The organism is Quadrisphaera sp. DSM 44207 (genome assembly GCF_900101335.1).
In the GTDB taxonomy this organism is placed as follows: domain Bacteria; phylum Actinomycetota; class Actinomycetes; order Actinomycetales; family Quadrisphaeraceae; genus DSM-44207.
In genome coordinates this window covers 560,050-575,324 of the sequence record NZ_FNKA01000003.1, presented here as the reverse complement: position 1 = coordinate 575,324, position 15,275 = coordinate 560,050, and the positions used below count along the sequence as shown (strand labels likewise).

The 15,275-nt window shown below is 77.3% G+C and carries 12 protein-coding genes; 4 read left to right on the top strand and 8 right to left on the bottom strand.

Annotation, left to right across the window (positions count from 1 at the left end; translation table 11 throughout):
• Positions 1–6 precede the first annotated feature (6 nt).
• From BLS82_RS13030 to gatC, 3 genes are read right to left on the bottom strand one after another with little or no spacing between them, the layout of a single operon-like run.
• Entirely contained in the window at positions 7–1,407 is a 1,401-nt protein-coding gene (locus tag BLS82_RS13030) for an AAA family ATPase (protein WP_176819093.1), read from the bottom strand.
• Between the two features lie 9 nt (positions 1,408–1,416).
• Positions 1,417–2,922: an Asp-tRNA(Asn)/Glu-tRNA(Gln) amidotransferase subunit GatA gene (gene gatA, locus BLS82_RS13025; RefSeq protein ID WP_369811093.1), complete on the bottom strand. Its 1,506-nt coding sequence runs from the start codon at positions 2,920–2,922 to the stop codon at positions 1,417–1,419.
• Positions 2,923–2,966: 44 nt separating this feature from the next.
• Positions 2,967–3,266, bottom strand: coding sequence for an Asp-tRNA(Asn)/Glu-tRNA(Gln) amidotransferase subunit GatC (gatC, locus tag BLS82_RS13020; RefSeq protein ID WP_092866568.1), 300 nt, complete (start codon positions 3,264–3,266; stop codon positions 2,967–2,969).
• A gap of 43 nt (positions 3,267–3,309) precedes the next feature.
• Between gatC and BLS82_RS13015 the strand changes: the two genes are divergently transcribed.
• The 3 genes from BLS82_RS13015 (at position 3,310) to BLS82_RS13005 (ending at position 6,646) form a co-directional block, all read left to right on the top strand.
• Positions 3,310–4,137: an MBL fold metallo-hydrolase gene (locus tag BLS82_RS13015; RefSeq protein ID WP_092866566.1), complete on the top strand. Its 828-nt coding sequence runs from the start codon at positions 3,310–3,312 to the stop codon at positions 4,135–4,137.
• Positions 4,138–4,146: 9 nt separating this feature from the next.
• Positions 4,147–5,106, top strand: a complete 960-nt coding sequence (locus tag BLS82_RS13010) for a hypothetical protein (RefSeq protein ID WP_092866563.1) — start codon at positions 4,147–4,149, stop codon at positions 5,104–5,106.
• 121 nt (positions 5,107–5,227) lie between these two features.
• Positions 5,228–6,646: a threonine/serine exporter family protein gene (locus BLS82_RS13005; protein WP_176819092.1), complete on the top strand. Its 1,419-nt coding sequence runs from the start codon at positions 5,228–5,230 to the stop codon at positions 6,644–6,646.
• On the opposite strand, the gene ligA is transcribed toward BLS82_RS13005, so the two are convergent.
• The 5 genes from ligA to BLS82_RS12980 all read right to left on the bottom strand — a co-directional run bounded on the left by ligA (position 6,629) and on the right by BLS82_RS12980 (position 12,973).
• Positions 6,629–8,926, bottom strand: a complete 2,298-nt coding sequence (gene ligA / locus BLS82_RS13000; RefSeq protein ID WP_369811092.1) for an NAD-dependent DNA ligase LigA — start codon at positions 8,924–8,926, stop codon at positions 6,629–6,631. The two genes, BLS82_RS13005 and ligA, sit on opposite strands and share 18 nt — an antisense overlap.
• Positions 8,927–8,994: 68 nt before the next feature.
• On the bottom strand, positions 8,995–10,086 hold the full coding sequence (locus BLS82_RS16635; protein WP_218123891.1) for a uroporphyrinogen decarboxylase/cobalamine-independent methonine synthase family protein: 1,092 nt from the start codon (positions 10,084–10,086) through the stop codon (positions 8,995–8,997).
• On the bottom strand, positions 10,083–11,189 hold the full coding sequence (gene mnmA / locus BLS82_RS12990) for a tRNA 2-thiouridine(34) synthase MnmA (RefSeq protein ID WP_092866554.1): 1,107 nt from the start codon (positions 11,187–11,189) through the stop codon (positions 10,083–10,085). The genes BLS82_RS16635 and mnmA overlap by 4 nt, the downstream gene beginning before the upstream one ends.
• A 24-nt stretch (positions 11,190–11,213) precedes the next feature.
• Complete coding sequence (locus tag BLS82_RS12985; protein WP_092866551.1) at positions 11,214–12,395, bottom strand: cysteine desulfurase family protein; 1,182 nt, start codon at positions 12,393–12,395, stop codon at positions 11,214–11,216.
• Between the two features lie 41 nt (positions 12,396–12,436).
• Entirely contained in the window at positions 12,437–12,973 is a 537-nt protein-coding gene (locus BLS82_RS12980) for a hypothetical protein (protein WP_092866548.1), read from the bottom strand.
• Between the two features lie 85 nt (positions 12,974–13,058).
• Here BLS82_RS12980 and glgX point away from each other — a divergent pair, with 85 nt between their 5' ends.
• A complete protein-coding gene (glgX, locus tag BLS82_RS12975) occupies positions 13,059–15,236 on the top strand; it encodes a glycogen debranching protein GlgX (RefSeq protein WP_255378322.1) in 2,178 nt (725 codons plus the stop codon).
• Positions 15,237–15,275 lie beyond the last annotated feature (39 nt).

Genomic DNA, 15,275 nt, shown 5'->3' with positions numbered 1-15,275 from the left:
CTGTCCTCATCCGGCGTCGACGATCCGCTCGCCATCCTCCGGTGTAATACCCGAGAGCCTCTCTCGCTGGTGCGGAGGCAGCGGGGACCAGTCTGCGCCGTCGCCCAACTCCATCTGCTCCCTGTTACGGACGATGCGGCGAGCACGGGTGATCCTGCTCGCACCAACCCCGTCCTCCACGAGGCTCACTGTGTCAACCACGAGCAGCTCGTCCGGTTCCATCCTCAACGGCAGCAGCGGTGAGTGGCTCGAGACGATGAGCTGGACTAGTCCTCCCGAGCCACCTTCTGCCTCGTGGGGGTCGGTGACCAACTGCCGCAGTACCGCCAGCATCGCGGTGAGGCGGCGCGGGTTGATGCCGTTCTCCGGCTCTTCTAAACAGAGGACACCTGGACGGTCCGGCTCATACAGCGCCGTGAGTAGCGCAAGTAGCCGCAGTGTCCCGTCTGAGGCGACCCGTGCGCTGAATGCACCTTCCTCGCGGCTGTGGAGCTCCAGCTCCCACTGACCGCGCGCTTCATTGGGCCTGACCGCGATGGAGCGAAAGCCGGTGATCACTCGGGCGAGGTCGGCGGCCAACGTGTCGAGACCGGCTCCACCGGCCGCCTCCTGCGCTTGACGGACCGTCTCCAGCACCCAGGCAAGGTTGCGCCCGCTGGTGTCGAGATGGTCGACGGGGGCACCCGCCACGGACGGCTGACGCAAGGCGGACGGCTCAAGCTGCAGGAAGCGCCAACTGAGAATCTCGCGTCTTACGGCATACAGAAAGGGAAACTCAATAGCGGTCGTCACACTGGTCAGTACAGAGGAGACGGCTTGCTGCGCGGGGATCTCGCGGTTTCGCCCCGGACCGCCGCCAGGCCGGGCTCCCTTGAGGCTGAAGACGCGCCTGCCGTCCTCCCTCGTCTCCGTCTCAAGAATCTTCCACTGACTGGCACGGTAGAGGAGGTGTTCGTCTGCGAATGAACGGGTAACGCCCTGCATAGCGACGTCCTCACCCTTGGGGATGGGCCGGATGCTCTCCTCAGCGATGAACGGGCGTTCCACGCCACGCTCATCTAATCTTTGCTCGATGTCGATTCGATACCGGAGCCGAGTGTGGGTGACTTCCGCCGAGGTGCCGAAGTCATCGTCCACGCGCTTTTCGACTAATAGGTCCACCGAGAAGCGCATCGCCCGGACACGCGAGCCATCGCCCCGAAGCCGGAACTGCTCCACCGGCTCCCCCCTGCCCCGTGCGAGCGCCTCGGCCACCGGAGAACTAACGACGCGCTCCAAAAAGGCCATGGCATCGAAGATGTTCGACTTGCCGCTGGCGTTCGGCCCGACAATAGCCACGAAGGGAGGGAGATCTACCGAGAAGTCCGCAAACGACTTGAAGCCGTCAATCTCGAGACGTGTAATCACCAGAGTCCCTCAGGCCATTGTCACGGCGAGGCGCCACTGGGGGACGCGGTCGAGCAGCGGACCGCCCCACTGCGCGACGAGGCGGGCCTCCAGCGCCGCGCCGACGCGGTAGAGCCGCTCGTCGGCCCCGGCGGGCGCGAGCACCTGCAGGCCGACGGGCAGGCCGTCCTCCGGGGCCAGGCCGACCGGCACGGACATGCCGGGGATGCCGGCGAGGTTCGCCGGGATGGTGGCGACGTCGTTGAGGTACATCGCCAGCGGGTCGTCCAGCTTCTCCCCCAGCGGGAACGCCGTGGTCGGCGCCGTCGGGGAGACCAGGACGTCGACCTGCTCGAAGGCGGCGGCGAAGTCGCGCTGGACGAGGGTGCGCACCTTCTGCGCGCTGCCGTAGTAGGCGTCGTAGTACCCGGCGGACAGCGCGTAGGTGCCGAGGATCACGCGCCGCTTGACCTCGTCGCCGAAGCCCGCGGCGCGGGTCGCGGACATCACCTGCTCGGCCGTGACGCCCTCGCCGTCGGGCACGACGCGCAGGCCGTAGCGCATGCCGTCGAAGCGGGCCAGGTTGCTGCTGGCCTCGCTGGGCAGGATCAGGTAGTACGCGGCCAGGGCGTGCTCGACGTCGGGGCAGGAGACCTCGACGACGTCGGCGCCGGCGGCCTGCAGGTGCGCGAGGGCCTCGGCGAAGCGCGTGCGCACCCCGGCCTGGTAGCCCTCGCCGTCCAGCTCGCGCACCACGCCGACGCGCACCCCGCGCAGGTCCCCGCGGGCGCCCTCGCGGGCGGCGGCGACCACGGGCGGCACGGGGGCGTCGATCGAGGTGGAGTCCAGCGGGTCGTGCCCGCCCATCACCTCGTGCAGCAGGGCGGTGTCGAGCACGGTGCGCGCGCACGGGCCGGCCTGGTCGAGGCTGCTCGCCAGCGCGATCAGGCCGTAGCGGGAGACCCCGCCGTAGGTGGGCTTGACGCCGACCGTGCCGGTGACGGCGGCCGGCTGGCGGATCGAGCCGCCGGTGTCGGTGCCGGTGGTCAGGGGCGCCTCGAAGGCGGCCAGCGCCGCGGAGGAGCCGCCGCCGGAGCCGCCGGGGATGCGCGTGGCGTCCCAGGGGTTGCGCGTGGGCCCGAACGCGGAGTGCTCGGTGGAGGAGCCCATGGCGAACTCGTCCATGTTCGTCTTGCCCAGGGTCACCAGCCCCGCCTCGCGCAGCCGGCGCACGACCGTGGCGTCGTAGGGGGGCACCCAGCCGGCCAGGATCCGCGAGCCCGCCGTGGTCGGCAGGCCCTTCGTGACCATGACATCCTTGACGCCGATCGGCACCCCGGCCAGCGGGCCGAGCGGCTCGCCGGCGGCGCGGGCGGCGTCGACGGCGCGCGCCTGCTCGACCGCCTGCTCGGCCGCCACGTGCAGGAAGGCGTGCACGCCGGTGTCGGCGGGCCCGTCGACCTCGGCGATGCGCTCCAGGTGGGCCCTGGTGACCTCCTCGGAGCTGACCTCGCCGCCGGCGACCGCCGCGGCCATCGCCGCGGCGTCCCAGCGCAGGAGCTCGTCCACTGCTGCTCCTCTCAGCTCTCGTCGTCGAGGATGCGCGGCACGCGGAAGCGGCCGTCCTCGGCCTCGGGCGCGCCGGCCAGCGCCTCCTCGGCGCTCAGCACGCCGGAGACGACGTCGGGCCGGGTCACGTTGCGCAGCGGGATCGGGTGGGAGGTGGCCGGGACGTCGTCGCCCACGGCGCCGGAGACCCTCGCGACCGCGTGCACGATCTGGTCCAGCTGGCCGGCGAGGCGGTCCAGCTCGTCCCCGGACAGGTCGATCCGCGCCAGCCGGGCGAGGCGGGCGACCTCGTCGCGGGTGATGTCGGGCATGGCCCGGCAGTCTAGGCGGCGCGCGCGGGGGGTAGGGGCGGGCATGGCGCGAACCGACGGGGCCGCCGGGCCCGCCTCCCTGCTGTGGATCGGCACCGCGACGACGCTCGTGCGCGCGTGCGGCTTCACGCTCCTGACCGACCCGAACTTCCTGCACGCCGGGCAGCGGGTGCACCTGGGCTGGGGCCTGCTGTCGAAGCGGCTGCACGACCCCGCGCTGCAGGTCGGCGACCTGCCGCCGCTGGACGCCGTGGTCCTGTCCCACTTCCACGGCGACCACTGGGACCGCGTGGCCACCCGCTCCCTGGACCGCGACGTGCCGGTGATCACCACCCGGCACGCGGCGCGGCGGCTGCGCCCGCGCGGCTTCCGCCGCGCCGTGGGGCTGCGCATCTGGGAGGCGGCCCACCTGAGCCGCGACGGGGTCGACCTGAGCGTCACGGCGCTGCCGGGCCGGCACGCCCCCGGCCCCGCGCAGGCCCTGCTGCCCCCCGTGATGGGCACCATGCTCGAGTTCTCCGAGGGCGGGCGGCTGCTGCTGCGCCTGTACCAGACCGGGGACACGCTGCTGTTCGAGGGGCTCGACGAGATCCCCCGCCGCTACCCCGACATCGACGTCGGCGTGCTGCACCTGGGCGGCACCACCCTGCCCGGCGGCCTGGTCGTCACGATGGACGGCGCGATGGGCGCCGAGCTGGTGCAGCGGGTGCGGCCCGGGATCGCCGTGCCGGTGCACCACGGCGACTACACCGTCTTCCGCTCCCCGCTGCAGGACTTCCTCACCGCGGCGCAGGAGCGCGGCCTCGCGGACCGCGTGCGCGCCGTCGAGCGCGGCGGAGCGGTGGAGCTGCCCCTGCGCGGGCCCGCCTGAGGAGGGCCCGTGGGGTTCTCGGTGAGGATCGCGCCGGGCGTGCGCGTGCGGGTGACCCCGAGCGGCGTGCGCGTGCGGGTGACGCCGAGCGGCGTGCGCGTCGGCGCCGCAGCGGCGAGCACCCGCGTGCGGGTCGGCGCGGGTGGGGCCGGCGCGGGTGGGGTCACCGCGTCCACCACGGTGCCCACCCTCTTCGGCCCGCTCACGGTCTCGTCCGGCCCCCTGGCTCCCGCGCCGACCACCCGTGCCGGGCGCCGGCGCGGCGGCGGGCGGCGCGCCCCGGCTCCCGCGGCGGGGCGGGCGGCCGCCGCGGAGGCGGAGAAGGCCCGAGAGGCCGAGCTCCTCGCGGCGGAGCTGGAGGCCCTCACCAGCGCCCACCGCAGCGAGGTCGTGCCGGTGCCGCCCTCGGCGGCGCCGCCCCTGTCCGACCCCGACGCCGTCGTGGCCGCCCTGGTCGAGGCCTACGCGCGGGCCGGCGAGGCCGCCGCGCCGGTCGGCGTGGACGGCGAGGAGGTCACCACCGTGCTGCTGGCGCCGCCGGAGTCGGTCGTGCCGGACCGGGTGCCCGGCCGCACCGCGGCGGGGAGGGCGTCCCTGCGCGCGGCCCCGGCGCGCTGGCGCGCCGGCGTGCACGCCACCGCCGTCACGGGGCAGGCCCTGCGCACGGCGCGGCGGGCGCTCGCCACCGTCCCCGCCCTGGCCGCCGTCCGGGTCGTCGTCGTGCGCGAGGCGGGCCCCGACGCGTACGGGCGGCCCCGCCTGGAGTGCCTGCTGGCCGGGCGCTGGACCCGCGCCGCCCTCGACGGCGTCCGCTGGGACCTGGCCGACGCCGGCGTCATCGCGGCGCAGACGGCCAGCGAGCTGCTGGTCCAGGTGCGCCGCGGAGGGCTGGCTCCGCTGGACCTGCGCGGCGAGCCGGCGCTGGCCGCGCTCCTCGACCACGTCGCCGGCCGGGACGCGGACGGCTGAGACCACCTCCGCTCCGCCGTCCTCGGCGGCGTTCGGCTGCGCTCCTGCCCGGGACGCGGGACGATCCACCGCGCTCGTGGGCGGTCCCGCCCACGAGCCGCGACCCGGAGGAGGAGCTGCCGTGCCCGGAGCGGACGGCGGCCGAGGCCGTCGCGCGGCCGGGCGCGGCGCGGTGCGGCGGTGGGCGCGGCGCGCGGCGGTGCGCGAGCCGCAGGCCGCCGCGCACCCGCCGCGGGTGCGCGGCGGCCTGCCGGAGGCCGAGGCCCTGCAGCTGCTGCAGGCGCTCGTGCGCCTGGCGGAGGCGCTGCTGTCCAGCGGCGCGTCGGCGGCCGACGTCACGTCCACCACCACCCGCGTCGCCCGCGGCGGCGGGCTCGTCAGCAGCCAGGTCGACGTCACCTACACGGCCGTGACGATCTCGACGCTGCGCGAGGACGGCACGCCGCTGACCGTGCTGCGCATGGTGACCAGCCGCGGCACCGACTACGGCAAGCTCGCGCACCTGTACGCGCTCTCGCGCGACGCGGGTCGCGGCCTGCCCGTCGACGAGCTCGAGGCGCGGCTGCGCCGGATCCTGTCGGCGGCGCCGCTGTACCGGCGCGGCACCGCGCACGCCGCGACGGTCGTGCTGGCCGCCGCGCTCGCCGTCCAGCTCGGCGGCAGCGCCGCCGTCGCGGCGGCGGCCGCCGTGAGCGCGGCGCTGATCCAGGTGGTGCTGCGCGCCAGCGAGGCCCGCGACCTGCCGCCGTTCTTCCAGCAGGTGGCCGGGGCGGCGGCCGCGGCGACGGTGGCGACCGCCCTGCACGTGGCGCAGCCGTGGCTGCCCGGTGCGCTGGGGGTCCTGCAGCCCTCCCTCGTCGTCGGCGCCGGCATCGTGGTGCTGCTGGCGGGCCTGTCGCTGGTCGGTTCGGTCTCCGACGCCATCGCCGGCTACTACGTGACCGCGGCAGCGCGGGCCCTGGAGACGCTGCTGATGTCGACCGGCCTCGTCGTCGGCATCGCCGGGGTCCTGGACGTCGCGCAGGGCTGGGGCGTCGTCCTGCCGCTGCTGCAGGACCCGCCCGAGGGCCACCCCCTGCCGGTGGCGCTCGCGGCCGCCGGCGCGGCCAGCGCCGCCTGGGCCGTCTCCGGCCACGCCGGACGCCGCGCCGTCGCGCTCAGCGGCCTCTGCGGGGCCCTGGGCCTCGGCGCGCTGGAGGTCCTGACCGCCGTGGGCGTCTCGGCGCCGGTGGCGAGCGCCGCGGCGGCCCTCGCGATCGGCATGCTCGCCGAGAACGCCGGCCCCCGGCTGACCGCCCCGCCCGTGGTGGTCGCGATCTGCGGGATCGTGCCGCTGCTGCCCGGGCTGCAGGTCTACCGGGCGATCCTCGCGCTGGTCACCGCCAGCCCCGCCGCCGGCGTGGGCGCGCTGCTGGGAGCCGCGGGCACGGCCCTGGCGCTGGCCGCCGGCGTCTCGCTCGGCGCCTGGGCGGCCGCCACGCCGCAGGCCCGCCAGCGCCGCTCGCGCGGCGGGCGGCCCCGCTCAGCCCGCCGCGCCTGAGCCGGCCCCGAGACCCGCCTCCGGGTCCGCTCCCGGACCCGCCTCCGGGTCCGCTCCCGGGTCGGCCTCGGGGTCGACTGCCGGGTCCGGCTCCGGGTCCGCCTGCGGGGGCGCGACGGCCTGCGGGCCCTCCTCGAGCAGGAGCCGGAAGGCGTCCTCGTCGAGCACCGGGACGCCGAGCTCCTCGGCCTTCGCCGCCTTGGAGCCGGGGCTGTCGCCGACGACGACGAAGGAGGTCTTCTTCGACACGCTGCCCGAGGCCCTGCCCCCGCGGAGCAGGATCGCCTCCTTGGCCTCGTCGCGGCTGAAGCCGCCCAGGCTGCCGGTGACGACGACGGTCAGCCCCTCCAGGGTGCGCGGCACCGACGCGTCGACCTCGTCGGCCGTGCGCACGCCCGCCGCGCGCCACCGGCGCACCACCTCGGCGTGCCAGTCGACGGCGAACCACTCGCGCACGGCCTCGGCGATGGTCGGGCCGACGCCCTCGGCGGCGGCGAGCTCCGCGGCGTCCGCGGCCTCGATCCGCTCCAGGGAGCGGAACTCGCGCGCCAGCACCCGGGCGGCGGTGGGGCCGACGTGCCGGATCGAGAGCGCGACGAGCACCCGCCACAGCGGCCGGTCCTTCGCGCCCTCCAGGTTCTCCAGCAGCCGCTGGCCGTTGGCGTTCAGCTCCACGCCGCCGTCCTTGCGCGCCCGCTGGAACAGCGGCAGGCGCAGCAGGTGCTCGGCCGCGAGGTCGAACAGGCCGCCCTCGTCGACGAGGACGGCGGTGCCCGTCGCCGGGTCCTTCGCGGTCAGCGCGGTGGCCGCCTCGTACCCGAGCGCCTCGACGTCGAAGGCCCCGCGCCCGGCGGCGTGGAAGACGCGCTCGCGCAGCTGCGCGGGGCAGGTGCGGGCGTTGGGGCAGCGCAGGTCGACGTCGCCCTCGCGCAGGTGGCGCAGCGCCGTGCCGCACTCGGGGCAGTGCGTGGGCATGACGAACTCGCGCTCGGTGCCGTCGCGCAGGTCGACGACGGGGCCGACGACCTCGGGGATGACGTCCCCGGCCTTGCGCACGACGACGGTGTCGCCGATGAGGACGCCCTTGCGCCGCAGCTCGTCCCCGTTGTGCAGCGTCGCCAGCTGCACCGTGGAGCCGGCGACCCGCACCGGCTCCATGTACGCGAACGGGGTGACCCGCCCGGTGCGCCCGACGTTGACGCGGATGTCGACCAGCTTCGTGGTGACCTCCTCCGGCGGGTACTTCCACGCCACCGCCCACCGGGGGGCCCGCGACGTCGCGCCGAGGCGGCGCTGCAGGGCGACCTGGTCGACCTTGACGACGACGCCGTCGATCTCGTGCTCGACGGTGGAGCGGTCGTGCCGGTGCGAGGCGTGGTGGTCGACGTAGGCCTGGACCTCCTCGAGGGTGGTCGCGACCCTCGAGTGCGCCGAGACGGGCAGGCCCCAGGAGGCGAGGAGCTCGTACGTCTGCGACTGGCTGACCGGCGCCAGGCCCCCGCGGGAGCCCAGGCCGTGCACGATCATCCGCAGCGGGCGGGTGGCGGTCACGCGCGGGTCCTTCTGGCGCAGCGAGCCGGCGGCGGCGTTGCGCGGGTTCGCGAAGGGCGCCCTGCCGGCCTCCACCAGGCTCGCGTTGAGGGCCTCGAAGCCCTCCACGGGCAGGTACACCTCCCCGCGCACCTCGAACAGCTCCGGGTGGCCCTCGCCGGCCAGCACGTGCGGGACGTCGGCGATGGTGCGCACGTTGAGCGTCACGTCCTCGCCCGTGCGCCCGTCCCCGCGGGTGGCGGCGAGCACGAGGCGGCCGCGCTCGTAGCGCAGGTTGATCGCCAGGCCGTCGATCTTCAGCTCGCACAGCCACCGCACGCCGCCCTGCTCGTCGGCCGCCTCGCCGACGTCGCGCAGCACGCGCCCCGCCCACGCCGCCAGCTCCTCGGCGTCGAAGACGTTGTCGAGGCTGAGCATGCGCTCGAGGTGGTCCACGGGCCGGAACTCCGTGGAGTACGTGCCGCCGACCTGCTGCGTCGGGGAGTCCGGCGTGCGCAGGCCCGGGTGCTCCTCCTCCAGGGCCTGCAGGCGCCGCAGCAGCGCGTCGTACTGGCCGTCGCTGACGGTCGGGGCGTCCTTGACGTAGTAGGCGAACTGGTGGGCGCGCACCTCCTCGGCCAGGCGCTCCCACTCGTGCCGCACGGGCGCTGGCACCTGCGGCTGCTCCGCGACGGCGGGCACCTGCGGCTGCTCCTCGGCCAGCGGCACCGCGGTCGCGTCGTCCACCACCTCGCTCACCGGTGCATCATCCCGGCCCGCGCCGACAGCGCGGGCGCGAACGGGGAGTCCTCACCCGGTCAGCCGCCCGCCGCGACCTCGGCCAGGGCGTCCGCGCCCTCGCGCAGCCGCGCCAGCACGGCGCGCGCCCGCGACGGCGCGGTGCCGGCCAGGCCCGCGGTGGGCGCCAGCACGACGCCGGCCAGCAGCTCGGGGTCGAGCCCGACCTCGCGCCAGGGCCGGCGCACCGCCTCGACCAGCGCGCCCACGGCGGGCAGCTCACCGGCCGGGTCGAGCGCCCCCAGCCAGGGGGCCAGGCCGGCCTCGGTGCTCGCGGCCAGGGACTCCCAGCCCGCGGCGCCCAGCGCCGCGACCTCGACGCCGATCGCGCTCGCCCCGGCCTCGCGGACCAGGCCCAGCGGCGCCCCGGCCGGGCAGCGCACCCCCCGGGCGGACGCCCCCGCGGCCCCGGCGGCGTCGAGCACCGCGCGCAGCCCCTCGCGCACCTCGAGGCTGTCGACCGCCGGGAGGCGACCCCACCCGCTCGCGGTGGGCAGGCGGCCGTCGAGGACGGCGGGCAGCGCCGGCTCGTCGACCTGCAGGACGAGGTCGGCGCCGGGCACCAGGCGGGCGACGTCGCGCAGGTGCGCGGCGACGCCCTCGCCGAGGGAGTGGACCAGGTCGCGGCGGGCGCCGGCGTCGACGACGGCGCGCTCCCCGCGCGGCAGCCACACCGAGGAGGCGAGCGACCACGGGCCGAGCACCTGCAGCTTCAGCGGCCCGGTCCAGCCGTCGGCGGCCTCGGCGAGGGCGTCGAGGTCCGCGCGCCGGTGCGAGCCGGCGCGCTCGGCGTCGCGGCCCGGGTGGTCGACCAGGCGCCAGCCCACCGGCTGCAGGTCCACCGGCAGGTCCACGAGCAGCGCCGCGGTGCGGCCGGCGGCGTCGGAGCCGGGCCCGCGGGCTGGCAGCTCGGGCAGGAAGGGCAGGCCGGCGTCGCCGCCGAGCTCCCCGAGCACCGTGCGCGCCGCCTCCAGCGGGTCCTCCCCCGGCCACGGGCCCGTGCCGGTCGCGCGCGGCCGCGCCGCGGGGGCCGCCGCGGCACCCCCGGACCGGCCCTGTGCGGTGCCCTCGCCAGCGGCGCCGGGCGGGCCCGCCGGCGGCTGCTCGCTCACGCCGGCACCCCGGCGCGGGCCGCGGCGGTCACCGTCGCGGAGCCCACGACGCGGTCGCCGTCGTAGAGGGCCAGCAGCTGTCCCGGGGCCACCGCGCGCGCCGGGGTGAGCAGGCGCACGACCAGCGCGCCGTCGGCGGCCTCGTCCGCGCGCTGCACCACGCACGGCAGCTCGGCGCCGTGGGCGCGCAGCTGCGCGCCCACGCGGGCGCCGGGCGCGGGCGCCGGCCCGCACCAGACCGGGTGCTCGGCCTCGACGACGTCCGCGAGCAGCTCCTGCTCCCCGCCGACCGTCACGGTGCCGCGCGCCACCGACACCGAGAGCACGTAGCGCGGCCTGCCGTCGGGGGCGGGCACGCCCAGGCGCAGCCCGCGCCGCTGGCCGACCGTGTGCCCGGCGGCCCCGGCGTGCGCGCCGACGACGCGCCCGGCGGTGTCGACCACCGCGCCCGGGCGGGCGGGGATGCGCTCGTCCAGCCACGCCTTCGTGCCGCCGTCCGGCACGAAGCAGATGTCGGTGCTGTCGGGCTTGTCGGCGACGGCGAGCCCGCGCCGGGCGGCCTCGGCCCGCACGTCGTCCTTGCTGGCCGCTTCCCCCAGCGGGAACAGGGCCGTGGCCAGGCGGTGCGGGGGCAGCACGGCGAGCACGTACGACTGGTCCTTGGCGGCGTCCGCGGCCCGGTGCAGGCGCGGCCCGTCGGGGGTGTCGACCCGGCGGGCGTAGTGGCCGGTGGTGACCGCGTCGAAGCCGAGGGCCAGCGCCCGGTCGGCCAGGGCCGCGAACTTCACGCGCTGGTTGCACCGCACGCACGGGTTGGGGGTGCGCCCGGCGGCGTACTCGGCGACGAAGTCGTCGACGACGTCCGCGCCGAAGCGCTCGGAGAGGTCCCAGACGTAGAACGGGACGCCGAGGACGTCGGCGGCCCGGCGGGCGTCGCGGGCGTCCTCGACCGTGCAGCAGCCGCGAACCCGGCCGCCGCCGGCCGGGGCGCTGCCACGCGCGAGCGCCAGGTGCACGCCCACGACGTCGTGCCCGGCGTCGAGCGCCCGCGCGGCGGCGACCGCGGAGTCCACGCCGCCGCTCAGGGCGGCCAGCACCCTCACCGCTGCACCCTCACCGCTGCACCCTCACCGCTGCACCGCCAGGCCGGCGCTGCGGGCGCGCTCGACGACGGGCCCGAGGGCGGCGGCGACCGCGTCGACGTCCGCGGCGGTGGAGGTGCGCCCGAGGCTGAAGCGCAGCGCGCCGCGGGCGGTGGCGTCCTCCAGGCCCATGGCGCGCAGCACGTGGCTGGGCTGGGGCACGCCGGCGGTGCACGCCGAGCCGGTGGAGCACTCCACGCCGCGGGCGTCGAGCAGGTACAGCAGGGAGTCGCCCTGGCAGCCGGGCACGGTCACGTGCAGCAGCCCGGGCAGGCGCAGCGCCGGGTCGGGGCTGCCGTGCACGACGGCGTCGGGGACGGCGGCCAGCACCGCCGCGGCGAGCCGCTCGCGCAGGTCGGCCAGCCGCGCGGCGTGCGCCGGCTGGTCGGCGGCGGCGAGCTCGGCGGCCAGGCCGAGCGCGCGGGCGGAGGCCGCGGCCACGCTGCCCGAGCGCACCCCGCCCTCCTGGCCGCCCCCGTGCAGCACCGGCACCAGCGCGGTGCCCCGCCGCACCACGAGCGCGCCGACGCCCACGGGCCCGCCGATCTTGTGCGCGGTCGTGCTCAGGGCCGCCACGCCGGAGGCGTCGAAGTCCACGGGCACCGCCCCGACCGCCTGCACGGCGTCGGAGTGCACGGGAACGCCGTGCTCGGCCGCCGCGGCGACCACCTCGGCCACCGGCTGCAGCGTGCCGACCTCGTTGTTCGCCCACATCACCGACACGAGCGCGACGGAGGCCGGGTCGGCCTCGAGCTCGGCCCGCAGCGCCGCGACGTCGAGGCGGCCGGTGGCGTCGACCGGCAGGTGCACCACCTCCGCGCCCTGCTCGTGCGCGAGCCACTCCGCCGGGTCGAGCACGCCGTGGTGCTCGACGGCGGAGACGAGCACGCGCCGCCGGCGCGGGTCGGCCGCCCGCCGGGCCCAGTACAGGCCCTTGACGGCGAGGTTGTCCGCCTCCGTGCCGCCGCCGGTGATCACCACCTCGCCCGGCCGGGCGCCGAGCGCCGCGGCGACCTGCTCGCGGGCCTCCTCGACCACGCGGCGCGCGGCGCGCCCCGCCGTGTGCAGCGACGAGGGGTTGCCGATGCGGCCCAGCTCCTCCGCCATGGCGGCGACCACCTCGGGCCGCGCGGGCGTGGTCGCCGCGTGGTCGAGGTAGGCGCTCACGGCGTCGAGTCTAGGTCGGGCGTGCGACGGTCCGGCCGCGGCTAGGGCGCTCCCGGCGTCCCTGCCCCGGCGCCGCCCGGCCCGTGGCCGCCGGCGGCGGCGTACCAGGCCCGCACCGCCGAGAGCACCCCGGCCGCCGCCCCGGTCAGCAGCGGGCGCAGCGGCGCGTCGTCCGCGGCGTCCACGACGACGAGGTCGACGAGCACGAGCAGGACGTCGTCGTGCAGGCTCGCCTTGACCAGGTCGTAGCGGGCGGTGATGTCGTTGGCCGCCCGCAGCCGCAGCAGCGGGTCCGCGGGCACCGAGTCACCGAGGTGCCACTGGCCGAACACGCGCGCCAGCGGCACCCGCCCGCGCAGCCGGTCCGGGCGCGCGGCGCCGCCGCCGGGGTCGAGGTCGGGGTCCGGGTCCACGCAGCGCACGAACAGCCGCTGGCCGCGCAGGGTGAACGCCACGTCGCCGTCCGCGTCGACGTCCGGGCGCAGGCCCTCGTCGAGCAGGGCGTCGAGCACCCGGCCGCGCAGGGGCCGGGAGGAGGCCGGGGGCGGGTAGGACGGCGGCCACTCCTCGCTCGACATGCCCCACCGTACCCGGGGGCCGGTCCCGGGGGCCGGTCCCGGGAGCCGCCTCGCGGCGTCCGCGGAGGAGGCAGACTGGGACGCCGTGCCCGCTGCTGCCGACGACCCGTGGACCTGGCCGCTGGGCGTCCACCTGACCCCCGGCGGCGCCCGCGCCGCGGTCCTCGCCCGGCACGCGGAGGCGGTGGAGGTGTGCCTGCTCGACGACGACGGCGCCGGCGGGCTGCTCGAGCGGCGCGTGCGCCTGCCCCAGCGCCGGCACGGGGTGTGGTCGGGCTCCCTGGACGGCGTGCGCGCGGGCCAGCGCTACGGCCTGCGGGTGCACGGGCCGTGGGACCCCGCCCGCGGGCACCGGCACAACCCGGCCAAGCTGCTGCTCGACCCCTACGCCCGCGCGATCACGGGCGAGGTGCGGTGGGGCCCGGAGGTCTTCGGGCACGCGGTGGACGACGCCTGGCGTCCCGTGCCCGGCCCGCACCGGCGCGACGAGCGCGACAGCGCCGCGTGCGTGCCGCACGGCGTCGTCGTCGAGGACGCCGTGGCCGACCCGGCGCTGCGCCCGCGCACCCCGTGGTCGCGCACCGTGGTCTACGAGGCGCACGTGCGCGGGCTGACGGCGCGCCACCCGGCCGTGCCGCCGCAGCTGCGCGGCACCTACGCCGGCCTCGCGCACCCCGCCGTGGTCGAGCACCTGCTCTCCCTCGGCGTCACGAGCCTGGAGCTGCTGCCCGTGCACGCCAGCGCCCCCGAGGTGCACCTGGTGCGGCGCGGCGCCGTCAACTACTGGGGCTACAGCACCCTGTCGTGGTTCGCGCCCGAGCCGCGCTACGCCACCGCCGCGGCGCGGGCCGCCGGGCCCGCCGCCGTGGGCGCGGAGCTGCGCGCGGCGATCGCGGCCCTGCACGGGGCCGGGCTGGAGGTGCTGCTCGACGTCGTGCACAACCACAGCTGCGAGGGCGGCGCCGACGGCCCGACGCTGAGCCTGCGCGGCCTGGACGCGGCGTCCTACTACCGCCTCGACGAGCACGGGCGGGACGTCGACACCACCGGCTGCGGCAACAGCCTCGACTCCGGCGACCCGCGCGTCGTCCAGCTGGCCCTGGACTCCCTGCGCTCCTGGGCGACGTCCTACGGCGTCGACGGCTTCCGCTTCGACCTCGCCCCGACGCTGGCGCGCGACCGCTCCGGCGGGTTCACCCCCGACCACCCCTTCCTCGTCGCGGCGCTGGCCGACCCGGTGCTCGCGGACGTCAAGCTCATCGCCGAGCCGTGGGACGTCGGGCACGACGGCTGGCGCACCGGGCAGTTCCCCGCGCCCTTCGCCGAGTGGAACGACCGCTTCCGCGACGGCGCGCGCGACTTCTGGCTCGCCGACGCCGGGCGGCTGTCCTCCGGGGAGCAGCCGGGCCACGGCCTGCGCGAGCTGGCCACGCGCCTGTCCGGGTCCGCGGACCTGTTCGCCGGGGACGACCGCACCCCGCTGGCGTCGGTCAACTTCGTCACCGCCCACGACGGCTTCACCCTCGCCGACACCACGGCCTTCCAGCGCAAGCGCAACGAGGCGAACGGCGAGGGCGGCCGGGACGGCTCGGACGACAACCGCACCTGGAACCACGGCGCCGAGGGGTGGACCGCCGGGCGCAGCGCCGACGAGCTGCTGCTGGAGGCGCTGCGCCGGCGCTCCATGCGCTCGCTGACGGCCACGCTGCTGCTCTCGGCCGGGGTGCCGATGCTCGTGGCCGGCGACGAGGTCGGGCGCACCCAGCACGGCAACAACAACCCCTACTGCCTGGACGACGAGACCTCCTGGGTCGACTGGGACCTCGCGCCGTGGCAGGAGGACCTGCTGGCCACCGCGCGGGTGCTCACGGCGCTGCGGCGCGAGCACCCCGCGCTGCGCCCGGTGCGCCACTGCACCGGGGAGGCCGTGCACGAGGACGGCACCACCGACCTCGCCTGGTTCGACGCCTCCGGGGCGCCCATGACGCAGGCGCGGTGGGAGGACCCCGCGGTGCGCATGGTGCAGGTCTTCCGCCACGGGGACCCGGTCGGCGGGCGATCCCTGCTGCTCGTGCTGCACGGGGGCCTGGACGACGGGCAGGTGCACCTGCCCCCGCGGCCGTGGGCCAGCGGGTACCGGCTGCTGTGGGACGGCGCCGTCGAGCGCTACCCGGCCGGCGCGGTCGGCGGGCGGGACCGCCCGGGCGCCGCCGTCCCGGTCAGCGCCCTGTCGGTGCGCCTGTACCTGGCCGAGCGCCCCTGACCCGGGCGGTGCCCCTCCTCACCTGCACCGGCGTCCGCG